A 13,279-nucleotide genomic window follows, 5' to 3' on the forward strand; every position below is an offset into this window, starting at 1 on the left:
CGGAAGCGGGCCTGCCCGGCCGGGACCAGGCCGTGCTCGGCGGCGCAGGCCTCGACGGCGGCGGCGGCGTCGGGCACCGGGCTGCGCGGGCGGGCGGCGAGCACGGCGTCGATGTCGCTGGCGACGTTGTGGGAGGCGCCCTTGTCGACGGTGGTGACGTAGACCCCGCCGGGCCGCAGGACGCGGGCGCACTCGCCGACGGCGGCCCGCACGTCCCCGGGGCCGGACAGGAGGTGCAGCAGCCACACGCTGACCACGGCGTCGAACCGGCCGGCGGCGAACGGCAGCCGGCGGCTGTCGGCGCGGACCACGGCGCCGGGCAGGCGGGCGGCGGCCCGGCGGGTCATCGCCGGGGCGAGGTCGGCACCGGTCACCCGCAGGCCGGCGCGGGCGGCGGCGAGCCGCCGGGTCACTATGCCGGTGCCGCAGGCCACGTCCAGCAGCTCCCTGGCCTGCTCCGGCACCAGGCTCAGCACGGCCGACGCGGCGGCGGCGGCGCGTGGCTCACCGCCGCGCAGGGCGTCGTACCGGGCCGCTTCCTCGTCGTAGTCCAGCACGCGCCTCAGTGTGCACCGTGACCGGGGGCCAGGTCCTCCACCCTGCGGGCGAGCTCGACGTCCTTCTCGGTGACGGCGCCGCCCGCGCTGTGGGTGTGCACGGACAGCGACACGGTGTTGTAGCCGAGGGTGAGGTCGGAGTGGTGGTCGAGCTCCTCCTGCACCTGGGCGATGTGGACGACCATCGCCGTCGCCGCGAAGTGCGACCCCAGCCGGTAGGAGCGGGTGAGCCGGTCCCCGTCGAGCGACCAGCCCGGCAGTTCGGCCAGCCGGTCCTCGATCTCCTTCTGCGACAGCGGTTCGACGGGCATGGGCTGCGCTCCTTCGCCGGTTCGGTCTCCTGGTCGCTCCCGCACGGGGGCGCGCCTCTCAGGCTGCCACAGGAGGGCTCCGGTGGCCTGGTCAACGGCGTGCGGCTCCCCGGAACGGCCGTTTCTCGACTACGGTCCCGGCATGACCACTGCCCCCTCCGGTACCGCTTCCGCCGCCGAAGGCGTGGGCCCGCTGCTGCGGGCCTGGCGGGAGCAGCGGCGGATCAGCCAGCTGGAGCTGGCCCTGCGCGCCGACTCCTCCGCCCGGCACATCAGCTTCATCGAGACCGGCCGTTCCCGGCCCAGCGAGGAGATGGTGCTGCGGCTGGCCGAGCACCTGGACGTCCCGGTGCGGGAGCGCAACGCGCTGCTGCTGGCGGCGGGTTACGCGCCCCGGTTCCCGCACACCCCGCTGGACGATCCGGCGCTGGAGGTGCTGCGGGACGGCATCGAGCGGCTGATCGGGGGCTTCGAGCCGTATCCGGCGCTGGTGGTGGACGCGATGTACGACGTCGTGGCGGCCAACCGGGGGGTCACGATGCTGTTCGACGGGATTCCTCCGGCGCTGCTGGAGCCACCGCTGAACGCGATGCGGCTCACGCTGCACCCGCAGGGGCTCGCGCCGCGCATCCTTAATCTGCGCCAGTGGCGCGGGCACCTGCTGGAGCAGATGGAGCGGCAGATCGCGCTGCGCCGCTCCGCACCGCTGCGGGCGCTGTACGAGGAGGTGGCGGCGTTCCCGGTGCCGGAGTCCGGCGGGGGGATCGCGCAGGAACCGGAGGGGCCGGTGGCGTACTTCGCGCTGCCGATGCTGCTCGAGCACGAGGGGCGGACGCTGTCGTTCGTGTCGTCGATCTGCACGTTCAACACGCCCATGGACGTGACCGTCGCCGAGCTGGCCGTGGAGACGCTGCTCCCGGCGGACCCGGCGACGGCCAAGTACCTTCAGTCCCGGCTGAGCTGACGTGTCTTCAGGGACAGGTGCTGGAGCAGGGCGAAGCCGGCCACGGCCAGGGCCTGGAGGACCGTCCAGACCGCGCCCGCCGCGGTCGGGGCGAGCCAGAGCGCGAGGGCGGCGAGACTCACCGCCGTCCAGGCGAGGTTGGCCTCGACGACGATCCGCGCGCCGAGGGTGGGCGGGTGCGGCCGGGAGGCCACCAGGCCGACGCCGGCCGCGTACGCCGCGAGGAACGCGCCGAGCCCGAGGAGCAGGCCGGAGCCGACGCCGAGGAGGCGCCCGAGCGGGCCGGAGAGGGCCAGGTAGGCGAGCGCGTTGGCGCCGGTCACCACGGCGTCGAGGGCCAGGAACCGGCGCAGCGCGACGTTCGGTTCCACGGTCCGGGCGAGCACGGTGAGCTGGGTCGCGGACATGATGGATCACCCTCCGGTGGGATCGGTTGCGGCGGCCGGTCCCGGGTCCCGGGCCGGAGTGCGCCGGCCCGGGACCCGGTGCCCCCACGATCGCCCGGGGACCGGGCCCGGTCGATTACCTTCGGGGTCATGCCGTACGGGCCGGGCGGGCCCGGGCCGGCGAAGGCGGCCCGCCGTTCCGTCCCGCGTGAGAGGGTCGGAGGGACATGACAGACTGATCACAGGCTGGGGCACGTCGGGGAGGCGTGGCGTTGAGTGAGCGGCGGGCCGCACCGACCGTGGGCCAGGTGGTGCTGGGAAGGCGGCTGCAGGAGCTGCGGGAGGCGGCGGGCCTCGGGCGCGAGGAGGCCGCCCGGGTCCTGCGGGTGGCCCCCGCGACCGTCCGGCGGATGGAGACCGCCGAGGTCGCGCTGAAGATCCCGTACGTCCAGGTCCTGCTGACCGCGTACGGGGTGTCCGGGAGCGAGGCGGCGGCGTTCGTCGAGCTCGCCGAGGAGGCGAACCGGCCGGGCTGGTGGCAGCGGTACCACGACGTGCTGCCGGAGTGGTTCAGCCTGTACGTGAGCCTGGAGGGGGCGGCCCGGATCATCCGCTCCTACGAGCCGCACTTCGTGCCGGGACTGCTGCAGACCGAGGAGTACGCGCGGGCCGTCCTGGAGGCCGGGACGATCGGGGGCGCCGGGCCCGCGGCGGTCGAACGGCACGTGGCGCTGCGCATGGAGCGCCAGCGGCTCCTGGAGCGCGAGGATCCGCCCCACCTCTGGGTGATCATGGAGGAGACGGTGCTGCGGCGCCCGGTGAGCACCGACGGCCGGGTGATGCGCGACCAGCTCGACAAGCTCCTGGAGTGGTCCGCACGGGACCGGATCACGCTCCAGGTCGCCGAGTTCGCCGACGGGCCGCACCCGGGGACGTACGCGCCGTTCTCGCTGTTCCGGTTCGCCGAGCCGGAGCTGCCGGACATGGTGTTCACCGAGTACCTGACGGGCGCCCTGTACCTGGACTCCCGCAAGGAGGTCTCGGCGCACCTGGAGGTCCTGGACCACATGACGGCGCGGGCCGCCTCGGCCCGGCGCACGGAGAAACTGCTGCGGCAGTGGCGGGAGACCTACTGAGCGGGTGGCACCGCGGCGGCGGCACGGGGCAACCCGGGTGCCGGGCGCGGCGTCTTCCCCACGGCACCGCGCGTCCCGCACCGGGCACGGCGGGCCCTCGCACCACCGAGCACGGCGAGCCTTCGACCCCACGAGGAGAAGACAGCGCATGACCGGACCCGACGCCGCGCACGCCCCCGTCGACACCGGCCGCCCGCACCCGGCCCGCGTCTACGACTGGTGGCTCGGCGGCAAGGACAACTACCCGGTGGACGAGGAGCTGGCGCGGAAGATCCTCGCGGCGGACGACACGGCGGTGCGCGGGGCGCGCGCCAACCGCCGGTTCATGCACCGGGCCGTACGCACCGTCGCCGAGGCGGGGACGCGCCAGTTCCTGGACATCGGCACCGGCATCCCCACCGCGCCCAACCTGCACCAGGTGGCCCAGGGCGTCGCACCCGGGTCGCGCGTGGTGTACGCGGACAACGACCCGATCGTGCTGCGGCACGCCGAGGCGCTGCTGCACGGCACCGCCGAGGGCGCCACGGAGTACGTGCACGCCGACGTCCGGGACGTGGAGGCGCTGCTGCGCCGGGCCGGCGAGACGCTGGACCTGGACCGGCCCGTGGCGCTGTCGCTGGTCGCGCTGACCCACTACCTGGACGACGACCCCGACGGCGACGACGTGTACGGCCTGCTGGAGCGGTACGTCGCCGCCCTCGCGCCGGGCAGCCACCTGATCCTCTCCCAGGTCACCCCGGACCTGAACCCGGCGGCCGTCGAGCAGGCGGCGCACCACTTCCGGAGCGGCGGCACGCCCTTCCACCCGCGCTCACTGGCCGCGTTCTCCCGCTTCTTCACCGGGCTGGAACTGCTGGGCCCGGGGGTGATCCCGGTGCACGGGTGGCGCCCGGAGGCGGAGGACGTGGCGGCCCAGGCGGAGGGGATCGTGCCGGTCTACGCGGGCGTCGCCCGCAAGCCGTGACCCGGCGGCCGCCCCGGGGAGCGCCCGGGGGCGCCCCGGGGCGGCCGCGCGGAGGACGGCCCGTCAGGCCGCACCGTTCCGGCGCTCCCCGGACTCCCTGTCCTCGTCGACGATCTCCGCGTCGACGACGCCCTCCTCCTGCGGCGAGGTCTGCTGCTCGGCGTTCTCCGTGGGGGTCTGCCGGTTCCGCTCGTACATCGCCTGGCCCATCTTCTGGCTGACCGCGGCGAGCTTCTCGACGCCGGCGCGCAGGTCGGCCGTCTCGGGGGACTGCTGCTCCAGCAGCCCCTTCAGCTCCGAGAGCGCCGACTCGACCTCGGACCTGGTGTCGCCGGGGATCACGTCGCTGTTCTCCCGTAGGAACTTCTCGGTCTGGTAGACGAGTTGCTCGGCCTGGTTGCGGGTCTCGGCGGCCTCGCGGCGCTTGTGGTCCTCCTCGGCGTACTGCTCGGCCTCGCGCATCATGCGGTCGATGTCGTCCTTGGGCAGCGCCGAGCCGCCGGTGACGGTCATCTTCTGCTCGCGACCGGTGGCGAGGTCCTTGGCGGAGACGTGCATGATCCCGTTGGCGTCGATGTCGAAGGCCACCTCGATCTGCGGGATGCCGCGCGGGGCGGGCGGCAGGCCGGTGAGGTCGAAGACGCCGAGCTTCTTGTTGTAGGCGGCGATCTCGCGCTCACCCTGGTAGACCTGGATGCCGACCGAGGGCTGGTTGTCGGCGGCGGTGGTGAAGATCTCCGAACGCCGGGTGGGGATGGTCGTGTTGCGCTCGATCAGCTTGGTCATGATGCCGCCCTTGGTCTCGATGCCGAGGGACAGCGGGGTGACGTCGAGCAGCAGGACGTCCTTCACGTCGCCGCGCAGGACGCCCGCCTGCAGCGCCGCGCCGACGGCGACGACCTCGTCGGGGTTGACGCCCTTGTGCGGGTCCTTGCCGGTGAGTTCGCGGACCAGGTCGGTGACGGCGGGCATCCGGGTGGAGCCGCCGACGAGGATGACGTGGTCGATGGCGGAGAGCTCCACGCCCGCGTCCTTGACGGCCTGGTGGAAGGGTTTCTTGCAGCGCTCCAGCAGGTCCTCGGTGAGTTCCCGGAACTGGGCGCGGGTGAGCTTCTCGTCCAGGTGCAGGGGCCCTTCGGCGGAGGCCGTGATGTAGGGCAGGTTGATCGTGGTCTCCGAGGAGGAGGACAGTTCGATCTTGGCCTTCTCGGCGGCCTCCCGCAGCCGCTGCACCGCCATCCTGTCCTGCAGCAGGTCGACGCCGTGCCCGCCCTTGAAGCGCTTGGCGAGGTACTCGACGAGGCGCTGGTCCCAGTCGTCGCCGCCGAGGCGGGTGTCGCCGTTGGTGGCCTTCACCTCGATGACGCCCTCGCCCATCTCCAGCAGCGACACGTCGAAGGTGCCGCCGCCCAGGTCGAAGACGAGGACGGTCTGGTCGTTCTCCTTGTCCAGGCCGTAGGCCAGGGCGGCGGCCGTGGGCTCGTTGATGATCCTGAGGACCTTCAGGCCGGCGATCTCCCCGGCCTCCTTGGTGGCCTGCCGCTGGGTGTCGTCGAAGTACGCCGGCACGGTGATCACCGCGTCGGTGACGTCCTCGCCGAGATAGGACTCCGCGTCCCGCTTCAGCTTCTGCAGCACCCGGGCGGACAGCTCCTGCGCCCGGTAACGGGTGCCGTCCACCGAGCCGTGCTCCGGGAAGCGCCACTGCGCGTCGCCCATGTGACGCTTGACCGAGCGGGCGGTGCGGTCGACGTTCGTCACCGCCTGCCGCTTGGCGACCTCGCCGACCAGCACCTCGCCGTTCTTGGCGAAGGCCACCACCGAGGGGGTGGTCCGCGCGCCCTCCGCGTTGGCGATCACGGTGGGCTCACCGCCCTCCAGCACGGCCACCACCGAGTTCGTGGTTCCCAGATCGATTCCGACCGCACGTCCCATCGCTGTCCCCTTCCGCCGTTCCGCCGGGGCACTCTCTGACTTCCAGCACAAAACTTGAGCAGACCGTTGTCAATAGGTTGAGTGGGTTCTTGTCAACCGGCCGGGCGGCGGAGGCGGCGGGCACGGGCGGCCCCGGCGGGAGGGGCGGCGCGCAGTTCCACGGCGCGGCGCGGGCGGTCGGTGACCAGCACGTCCACCCGCGGATCGGTGAGGAAGCCGTGCAGCGCCGCGTCCTCGTTGACCGTCCACACCAGGGTGAACAGCCCGTTGCGGGCCGCCTCGCGCAGCACCGTGGCCCGGGCCAGGCGCTGGTGCACGGCCACCCCGTGGGCACCGCAGGCGCGGACGCGGCGCATCGGCAGCAGTTCGCTCAGCCGGGTCGGCACCAGCCGGCCGCGGCCGACCTCCCTGCCGTCCCGGCCGAGGGACAGCGCGGTGCGCACCCGGGGGAAGGCACGGGTGATGGCCGCCAGGGAGCGGTCCTCCAGGGTGGTGGCCACGAAGCCGTCCTCGCCGAGCAGGGCCCTCGCGCGGTCGATCAGCTCCCGCTCGTGGCCGGTCTCCTTCAGGTCCAGGTGCCCGATGAGCTTTCCGGCGACCAGCGCCATCACGTCGTCCACGACGGGCACGGGACGGCCGGCGCGCGCGTTCAGCTCGGCGTGGGTGAGCGTGGACAGCAAGGGCCCGGTGCGGCACACCCGGGCGTCGTGGTGGACGACGAAGACGCCGTCCGCGGTGCGCCGGACGTCGAACTCGACGTACTCGGCGCCGGACGCGAGCGCGTCCTCGTACGCCTCCCAGGTGGCCGGGGCGGCACGTTCGGAGCCTCCCCGGTGGGCGGAGACGGCGGGGCGTGGCGTCATGGTCGGTCGGCTCCCGGCAGGGGACGTGCCGCGGGCCGCCCGGGTGGGGCGGCCCGCGGGACTCGGCGGGGCGAGCGGTCAGGCGAGCTTCGCCGTCAGGGTGATCTCCGTGCCCTTCAGGGCCTGGCTGACCGGGCAGTTGACCTTGGCGTCCTCGGCCGCGGCCTGGAAGGCGGCCTCGTCCGCGCCGGGGACGGTGCCCTCGACGGTGAGGTGGATGCCGGTGATGCCCTCGCCGGGCACGAAGGTGACGTCGGCGGAGGTCGTCAGGCGGGTCGGCGGGGTGCCGGCCTTGTCGAGGATGTTGGAGAAGGCCATCGAGAAGCAGCTGGAGTGCGCGGCGGCGATCAGCTCCTCCGGGCTGGTCCTGCCGTTGGGCTCCTCGGCGCGCGACGCCCAGGTGACCGGCTGCTCGCCGATGCTGCCGGAGGAGTCGAAGGAGACGACCCCGCTGCCCTGGAACAGGCTGCCTTCCCAAACGGTGTGTGCGGAGCGCGTGGTTGCCATGACGCATCCTTTCGAAAATGTCCGGCCCTGTGTCCGGCCGTGCTCGGTCCGGGAACCCGGCCACCGGGTTCCCGGCTCCATCCGATCACACTCCGGCCCGGCGCACCCGTAAAGACCGGCCCCCGCACGGTGAACGGCTCCCGCGCGCCCCGCGGGAGCGGACGCGCGTGCTCGCGCCGGACCCGCGGCACGCCGCACCGGCCGCCGGTGGCGACGAGCCCCGGCGCGGCGCCCGGGAGCCGTTCGCGGAGGGGTCGGGCCGCGGAGGGGTCAGGCCGCGCGCTGCCGGCCCGGCTCCTCCGGCCGTCCCGCCTCGTCCGCCTCCTTCAGCCAGCGCCGCAGCACGTGGTGGACCTGCTCGGCGCCGGCGAGTTCCGCTCCGTCGGCGACCGGCGGGGACAGCGTGAGGGGGGACAGCAGGAAGGGACGGGACTGGGCGCCGCCCAGACCGCCGTGGGAGCCGATCTGCTCCTCGAAGGCGAGGACCTCGCCGTCGGCCGGGTCGTAGAAGGAGTTGACCATGATGTCGGCGGTGTGCGGGAACGTGTGGGTGCGGCGCACGACGTCCGCGGCGCCGGGGCCGAAGGCCGCCAGGGGCCCCGGGTCGTCGTCCAGCTCCGCCAGCGGGACCTCCGCTCCGTGCGCGCCGAGCACGACACCGTCGTGGGCCTCGCTGCGCACCAGCAGGAAGCCGATGCCGGGGTGGTTGGCGAGGGTCGGCAGCAGCGCGGGATGGCGGGCGTCGATCTCCTCCTTGGTCATCCGGTGCAGCACGTCCGGGAAGGAGACCAGGCCGAGGTTGCCGGAGGCGAGCACGACGGGTTCCGAGCCGCGGGTGGGCCGGTAGTGCTCGGCCCCCTCCTCGACCGGCCGGCGCAGCGCCGCCCGGACGGCCGCGCGGGCCTCCGCGCCGCTGTGGGTGCGGCGGGCCCTGCGCGGCACGGGCAGCCCGCAGCCGGCCCGCACCAGGTCGCCGAGGGTGAGGCCGTAACGGGAGCGGAAGGTCTCGCCGGGGCTCTGCCCGTGGTCGGACAGGACGACGATCCGGTACGGGCGCGGGGCGTGCTCGGCGACCTTCTCGATCAGGGCGAGGGCGCGGTCGAGGCGCTGGAGGACCTTCTCGGTGTCCCGGCCGGCCGGCCCGGAGTGGTGGGCGACCTCGTCGTAGGCGACCAGGTCGGCGTAGACGGCGGTGCGGCCGGCGAGCAGGTCGCCCATCACGGCGGCGACGACGACGTCCCGTTCGACGACCGTGGCGAAGGCCCGGACGAACGGGTACAGCCCGCCGCGCGAGACCCGCGGGCGCTGTTTCCTGAACCGGGCCCGGGTGGACTGGCCGATCTCCCGGCCGACCTCGGCGGCGAAGGACAGGGCGGTGCGCACCGCGTTGGCGGGGTCGGAGAAGTACGCGAAGTAGCCCGAGCGGGAGCGGGACCCCGGGCCGCGGCGGCGGGTGGCGATGGACAGCACCAGGGCCTGCTCGTCGGCGCCGCCGCCGAAGAGGTTGCCGCGGCTGGCGCCGTCCTCGGCGAGCAGGCCGGCGTGGCCGGAGTACTCGATGGCGCGGGCCTGGAGTTCGGCGGCGCTGGTGGGGCGGTTGCAGACCATCACCTCGCGGCGGGCCTTCTCGTACCAGCGGAAGGCGGGCACGTCGTGGTTGCTGCCGTGCAGGATGCCGAGCTGGCTGGCGCCGGTCTGGCTGGACCAGTCGGTGCGCCAGGGGCTGAGCCGGTGGGTGGGCCGGCCCCCGGTGCCGGTACCGAGCCAGCGGGCGACGGTGGGCATCAGGCCCTTGTCGACGGCGTCCAGCAGGATGTCGTGGCCGACGCCGTCGAGCTGCAGGAAGACGGTGCCGGGTGTGTCCGCGCAAGGAGGGGTGGAGCGGCGCCGGCGGTCGGCCAGGCGGTAGAGGCGGCGGCGGTAGGCGTCGTCGTCGCGCACCGCGAGGGCGGCGCCGGTGGCGGAGGCGACGGCGGACATCACGGCGGCCACCACGACCGCGGTCTCCGGGGCGGCGGCACCGCGTTCCACGGGATTCAGGTACAGGGCCAGCCACAGCAGCGCGCCGTTGAGGAAGAACACCAGCAGACCGAGGACGAGCGCCGGCACGAGCAGCAGCAGACGCACCAGCAGCGGCCAGACGAGGGCGGACAGCAGGCCGAAGGCACCGGCCCCGAAGGCGGCGGTGACCGCGATGTCGGTGGCGCTGTCGCCGTCGGCCGAGCGCAGCCGGAAGTCCGGCAGGATCCCGGCGAGCAGCAGCATGGTGAGCGTGGAGACCACCCACACGGTGATGCTCCGCCCGATCTGACTGGCGATCCGTCGCCAACGCCCGCCACCCACGCCCAGCACACCTCACGTCCCGGCCCTAAAGCCCGTACCCACCCTGCCACAACGGCCGGAAGAGGCGTTTTGTCCCCGGTCGCACGGGCCTCCGGCATCTCAGCGGCCGTCGTAGCCGGCGGTCGGCATGGACAGCCGGCGGTGCACACAGGCCTTCATCGCCGCGTCGTACGACGGTTCGGCGTGGCCCGCCGTCTCCACGCGCACCCCGCGCCGCGCGCACTGGGCGGTGAACTCCTCGACGGAGGACAGGGCGCGTTCCAGGACCCGTCGGCTGGGCGCCACGAACACGTCGGCGCCGGGCCGCACACCCTCCCACAGGACGCTGTGGTCGGGGCGCAGCCCCCGCACGAGCAGTTCCCGGGTCACCACGTAGCCGTGCTCGGCGGCCCAGCGGGCGCACATGGCGTGCTGGCTGCGGGCGTCCACCAGGAAGGGATCGGCGTCCAGTTCCTCCAGCGGCGTCAGACTCGCGATCGCCGTCACCCGGACCGGCCCCATGGCGCCCCCTCACCTCCGGTTCCCCGCCGCCGACCCTACTCCTGCACGTAGGCTTCGGGGAGTCGCGTGAGGGAGCGTGAGAGAGGCGGAGGAGTGCGGTGGAGGTCACCTGGTGGGGTCACGCCACGTGCACGGTCGAGGACTCGGACGTCCGTGTGCTCACCGACCCCCTGTTCGCCCACCGGCTCGCGCACCTGCGCCGCCGACGCGGTGCGGTGCCGCCGGCCGAGGCCCGGCACGCGGACGTGGCCCTGGTCTCCCACCTGCACGCCGATCACCTGCACGTGCCCTCGCTCGCACTGCTCGCCCCGGGCACGCGCCTGCTCGTGCCCCGGGGCGCACGACGTGCCGTACCGGGGCTGCGCCGGCTCACGCACCTCGACGTGAGCGAGGTGGCGCCCGGTGACGTGACGACGGTCGGCGACCTGGCCGTGCGGGCCGTCCCCGCGCGGCACGACGGGCGGCGGCTGCCGTACGGGCCGCACCGCTCCCCCGCCCTCGGTTACGTCCTGGAGGGCGAGGCCCGGACCTACTTCGCCGGGGACACCGGACTGTTCGACACGATGGCCAAGGAGGTCGGGCCGGTCGACCTGGCGCTGCTCCCGGTGGGCGGCTGGGGACCGTACCTGGGCGAGGGGCACCTGAACGCGGACCGTGCGGCCGAGGCGCTGGCCCGGCTGGGGGCGCGCAGCGCGGTGCCGGTGCACTACGGCACGTACTGGCCGATCGGGATGGACGCCGTGCGCCCGCACGAGTTCCACGCGCCGGGCGACGAGTTCGTGCGGCTGGCCGCCGTGCGGGCGCCCGGGGTGGCGGTGCACCGGCTCGGGCACGGCGAGAGCGTGCGCCCGGAGGCCGCGTGGTGATCCCGTCCGTCGCCCTGGTCCAGACGGTCGGCGCGCCCCTGTCCGCGATGGCCGCGCTGGCGGCCGCCCCGGTGACCGTGGTGCCGGAGTCCACCCAGCAGGCGGTCGGGTACCCGTCGCTGTTCCTGCTGGTGCTGATCGGGGCGCTGGTGCCGGTGGTGCCGACGGGGGCGCTGGTCAGTTCGGCGGCCGTGGTGGCCTTCCACCGGGCGGCGCCGTTCTCGCTGGCGCTGGTGTTCGTCACCGCGTCGCTGGCGGCGTTCCTCGGGGACCTGGCGCTGTACTGGCTGGGGCGGCGGGGGATGAAGTCGAAGAACGGCTCGCGCTGGCTGGAGGCGATCCGGGCGCGGGCGCCGGAGGACCGGCTGGAGCAGGCGCAGACGAAGCTCGCCGACCACGGGGTGGCGGTGCTGGTGCTGTCCCGGCTGATGCCGGCCGGGCGCCTGCCGGTGATGCTGGCCTGCCTGATCGCGCGGTGGCCGGTGCGCCGCTTCGTCCGCGGCAATCTGCCGGCCTGCCTGGCCTGGGCGGTGACGTACCAGCTGATCGGCATACTGGGCGGCTCGCTGTTCCAGGAGCCGTGGGAGGGCGTGGTCGCGGCGATCGCGCTGACCGTGCTGATCAGCGCGGTGCCGGGGGTGTGGCGGCGGCTGCGGGGGGCCGCGCGGTAGCGTGCCGCCGCCTACGGGGTACCGGGCCGGCCCAGGATCCGGGAGCCGCCCACCGGGAGGTCCCACAGGCGCTCACGGGGCAGGCCCGCCTTCTCCCAGGCGGCGCGGACGCGGGTCAGGGGCTCCAGGACCGGCTCCGCGGAGAGGACGAAGGTCGCCCAGTGCATGGGCGCCATGTGGAGTGCGCCCAGGTCCTGCGCGGCGCGCACCGCCTCCTCGGGGTCGCAGTGGACGTCGCGGAGCCACCAGCGGGGATCGTAGGCGCCGATGGGCAGCAGGGCGAGGTCGATGCCGGGATAGCGGCGGCCGATGCGGGAGAACCAGTGGCCGTAGCCGGTGTCGCCGGCGAAGTAGACGCGCTGTCCCTCGCCGTCGGTGAGCACCCAGCCGCCCCACAGCGACCGGCAGGTGTCGGTGAGGCTGCGCTTGGACCAGTGGTGCGCGGGCACGAAGTCGAAGCGGACGCCCGCCCGTCGCCCGCCACCACCCTCGGCCGAGGCGCCCTCGGCGCCGCCCCTTGGATGCAGTTCGGCCGCCTCCCACCAGTCCAGCTCGGTGACGCGGGTGAACCTGCGGCGGCGGAACCAGCGGGCGAGCCCGGCCGGTACGAAGACCGGGGTGTCGCGCGGGAGCCTGCGCAGGGTGGGGGCGTCGAGGTGGTCGTAGTGGTTGTGGCTGATGACGACCGCGTCTACGCGCGGCAGCGCCTGCCAGGCGACGCCGACGGGGGTGACGCGGGCCGGGGTGCCGAGGATCCGGCGGGACCAGACCGGGTCGGTGAGCACGGTCAGGCCGCCGATCCGCACGACCCAGCTGGCGTGTCCCACCCAGGTGACGGCGACCGTGCGGGCGTCGACGCGGGGCAGCGGGCCGGGGGCGTACGGCAGCCTGGGTATGTCGGCGAGGCCCTCGCGCCCCGGCCGTACGGCGCCCTCGCGGGCGAAGCGGGCCAGGGCCCCGAGGCCGGGCAGCGGGGCGGTCAGCCGGTCGTGGAAGGTACGCGGCCACACCCGGCGTTCGGCGAGCGGGCGGGGCTCGGCCGGCGGGGCGTACGGGGCCTCGGAGAAGGAGGCGGAGAGGCCGTCCGGCCCGTGGTCGCCGGCTTCCGAAACGGTCGTGGTCGTGCCGGTGGTCGCTCTCCCGGCCGTGCTCGCGGCCGACTCGGACTGCTGCGTCATCGAGGAGACTCCCATCGCCGAGCGTCGTCACGGAGATCGTCGAAGACCGACTTCAGATGGATCAGCGCACGCTGCACGTGCGCTGATCCATCTGAAG

14 protein-coding genes are annotated in these 13,279 nt (G+C 74.3%); 5 read left to right on the forward strand and 9 right to left on the reverse strand.

The window, feature by feature from the left end:
• Together B7L92_RS21485 and B7L92_RS21490 are read right to left on the reverse strand one after the other, a co-directional pair.
• The coding region (locus B7L92_RS21485; protein WP_081239118.1) for a class I SAM-dependent methyltransferase at positions 1-557 on the reverse strand (557 nt) is incomplete at its 3' end.
• A 5-nt stretch (positions 558-562) separates the two neighbouring features.
• Positions 563-868, reverse strand: a complete 306-nt coding sequence (locus B7L92_RS21490) for a 4a-hydroxytetrahydrobiopterin dehydratase (RefSeq protein WP_081239119.1) — start codon at positions 866-868, stop codon at positions 563-565.
• Positions 869-1,010: 142 nt separating this feature from the next.
• On the opposite strand from B7L92_RS21490, the gene B7L92_RS21495 reads away from it, so the two are divergent.
• Positions 1,011-1,832: a helix-turn-helix domain-containing protein gene (locus tag B7L92_RS21495; protein WP_081239130.1), complete on the forward strand. Its 822-nt coding sequence runs from the start codon at positions 1,011-1,013 to the stop codon at positions 1,830-1,832.
• On the opposite strand, the gene B7L92_RS21500 is transcribed toward B7L92_RS21495, so the two are convergent.
• On the reverse strand, positions 1,814-2,239 hold the full coding sequence (locus B7L92_RS21500) for a hypothetical protein (RefSeq protein WP_081239120.1): 426 nt from the start codon (positions 2,237-2,239) through the stop codon (positions 1,814-1,816). The two genes, B7L92_RS21495 and B7L92_RS21500, sit on opposite strands and share 19 nt — an antisense overlap.
• A 251-nt stretch (positions 2,240-2,490) precedes the next feature.
• Here B7L92_RS21500 and B7L92_RS21505 point away from each other — a divergent pair, with 251 nt between their 5' ends.
• Together B7L92_RS21505 and B7L92_RS21510 are read left to right on the forward strand one after the other, a co-directional pair.
• Positions 2,491-3,354: a Sco1979 family transcriptional regulator gene (locus B7L92_RS21505; protein ID WP_081239121.1), complete on the forward strand. Its 864-nt coding sequence runs from the start codon at positions 2,491-2,493 to the stop codon at positions 3,352-3,354.
• Between the two features lie 148 nt (positions 3,355-3,502).
• Positions 3,503-4,318, forward strand: coding sequence for an SAM-dependent methyltransferase (locus B7L92_RS21510; protein ID WP_081239122.1), 816 nt, complete (start codon positions 3,503-3,505; stop codon positions 4,316-4,318).
• Between the two features lie 63 nt (positions 4,319-4,381).
• On the opposite strand, the gene dnaK is transcribed toward B7L92_RS21510, so the two are convergent.
• From dnaK to B7L92_RS21535, 5 genes are all read right to left on the reverse strand, one after another.
• Positions 4,382-6,253: a molecular chaperone DnaK gene (gene dnaK / locus B7L92_RS21515; protein WP_081239123.1), complete on the reverse strand. Its 1,872-nt coding sequence runs from the start codon at positions 6,251-6,253 to the stop codon at positions 4,382-4,384.
• 92 nt (positions 6,254-6,345) lie between these two features.
• Positions 6,346-7,116 (reverse strand): glycerophosphodiester phosphodiesterase family protein, encoded by a 771-nt coding sequence (locus B7L92_RS21520; RefSeq protein WP_081239124.1) that lies wholly within the window; start codon positions 7,114-7,116, stop codon positions 6,346-6,348.
• A gap of 78 nt (positions 7,117-7,194) precedes the next feature.
• Entirely contained in the window at positions 7,195-7,623 is a 429-nt protein-coding gene (locus B7L92_RS21525; protein WP_081239125.1) for an OsmC family peroxiredoxin, read from the reverse strand.
• A gap of 270 nt (positions 7,624-7,893) precedes the next feature.
• Complete coding sequence (locus tag B7L92_RS21530) at positions 7,894-9,975, reverse strand: phage holin family protein (protein WP_081239126.1); 2,082 nt, start codon at positions 9,973-9,975, stop codon at positions 7,894-7,896.
• Between the two features lie 90 nt (positions 9,976-10,065).
• Positions 10,066-10,467: a hypothetical protein gene (locus B7L92_RS21535; protein WP_081239127.1), complete on the reverse strand. Its 402-nt coding sequence runs from the start codon at positions 10,465-10,467 to the stop codon at positions 10,066-10,068.
• A 98-nt stretch (positions 10,468-10,565) separates the two neighbouring features.
• Here B7L92_RS21535 and B7L92_RS21540 point away from each other — a divergent pair, with 98 nt between their 5' ends.
• Together B7L92_RS21540 and B7L92_RS21545 are read left to right on the forward strand one after the other, a co-directional pair.
• Positions 10,566-11,333 carry an MBL fold metallo-hydrolase gene (locus B7L92_RS21540; RefSeq protein WP_081239128.1) on the forward strand — a complete coding sequence of 256 codons (768 nt, stop codon included), beginning with the start codon at positions 10,566-10,568 and terminating at the stop codon, positions 11,331-11,333.
• Positions 11,334-11,380: 47 nt separating this feature from the next.
• Positions 11,381-12,004 carry a DedA family protein gene (locus B7L92_RS21545; protein ID WP_081239131.1) on the forward strand — a complete coding sequence of 208 codons (624 nt, stop codon included), beginning with the start codon at positions 11,381-11,383 and terminating at the stop codon, positions 12,002-12,004.
• A gap of 11 nt (positions 12,005-12,015) precedes the next feature.
• On the opposite strand, the gene B7L92_RS21550 is transcribed toward B7L92_RS21545, so the two are convergent.
• Positions 12,016-13,182 carry an MBL fold metallo-hydrolase gene (locus B7L92_RS21550; protein WP_081239129.1) on the reverse strand — a complete coding sequence of 389 codons (1,167 nt, stop codon included), beginning with the start codon at positions 13,180-13,182 and terminating at the stop codon, positions 12,016-12,018.
• Between the last annotated feature and the right edge of the window lie 97 nt (positions 13,183-13,279).

The sequence above is a fragment of the Streptomyces viridosporus genome (assembly GCF_002078235.1).
Taxonomy (GTDB): domain Bacteria; phylum Actinomycetota; class Actinomycetes; order Streptomycetales; family Streptomycetaceae; genus Streptomyces; species Streptomyces viridosporus.

Coding starts and splice junctions, on each gene's coding strand:
- B7L92_RS21510 (WP_081239122.1), top strand. CDS start 3,503: ATGACCGGACCCGACGCCGCGCACGCCCCCGTCGACACCGGCCGCCCG.
- B7L92_RS21525 (WP_081239125.1), bottom strand. CDS start 7,623: ATGGCAACCACGCGCTCCGCACACACCGTTTGGGAAGGCAGCCTGTTC.
- B7L92_RS21490 (WP_081239119.1), bottom strand. CDS start 868: ATGCCCGTCGAACCGCTGTCGCAGAAGGAGATCGAGGACCGGCTGGCC.
- B7L92_RS21495 (WP_081239130.1), top strand. CDS start 1,011: ATGACCACTGCCCCCTCCGGTACCGCTTCCGCCGCCGAAGGCGTGGGC.
- B7L92_RS21535 (WP_081239127.1), bottom strand. CDS start 10,467: ATGGGGCCGGTCCGGGTGACGGCGATCGCGAGTCTGACGCCGCTGGAG.
- B7L92_RS21545 (WP_081239131.1), top strand. CDS start 11,381: ATGGCCGCGCTGGCGGCCGCCCCGGTGACCGTGGTGCCGGAGTCCACC.
- B7L92_RS21500 (WP_081239120.1), bottom strand. CDS start 2,239: ATGTCCGCGACCCAGCTCACCGTGCTCGCCCGGACCGTGGAACCGAAC.
- B7L92_RS21520 (WP_081239124.1), bottom strand. CDS start 7,116: ATGACGCCACGCCCCGCCGTCTCCGCCCACCGGGGAGGCTCCGAACGT.
- B7L92_RS21550 (WP_081239129.1), bottom strand. CDS start 13,182: ATGACGCAGCAGTCCGAGTCGGCCGCGAGCACGGCCGGGAGAGCGACC.
- dnaK (WP_081239123.1), bottom strand. CDS start 6,253: ATGGGACGTGCGGTCGGAATCGATCTGGGAACCACGAACTCGGTGGTG.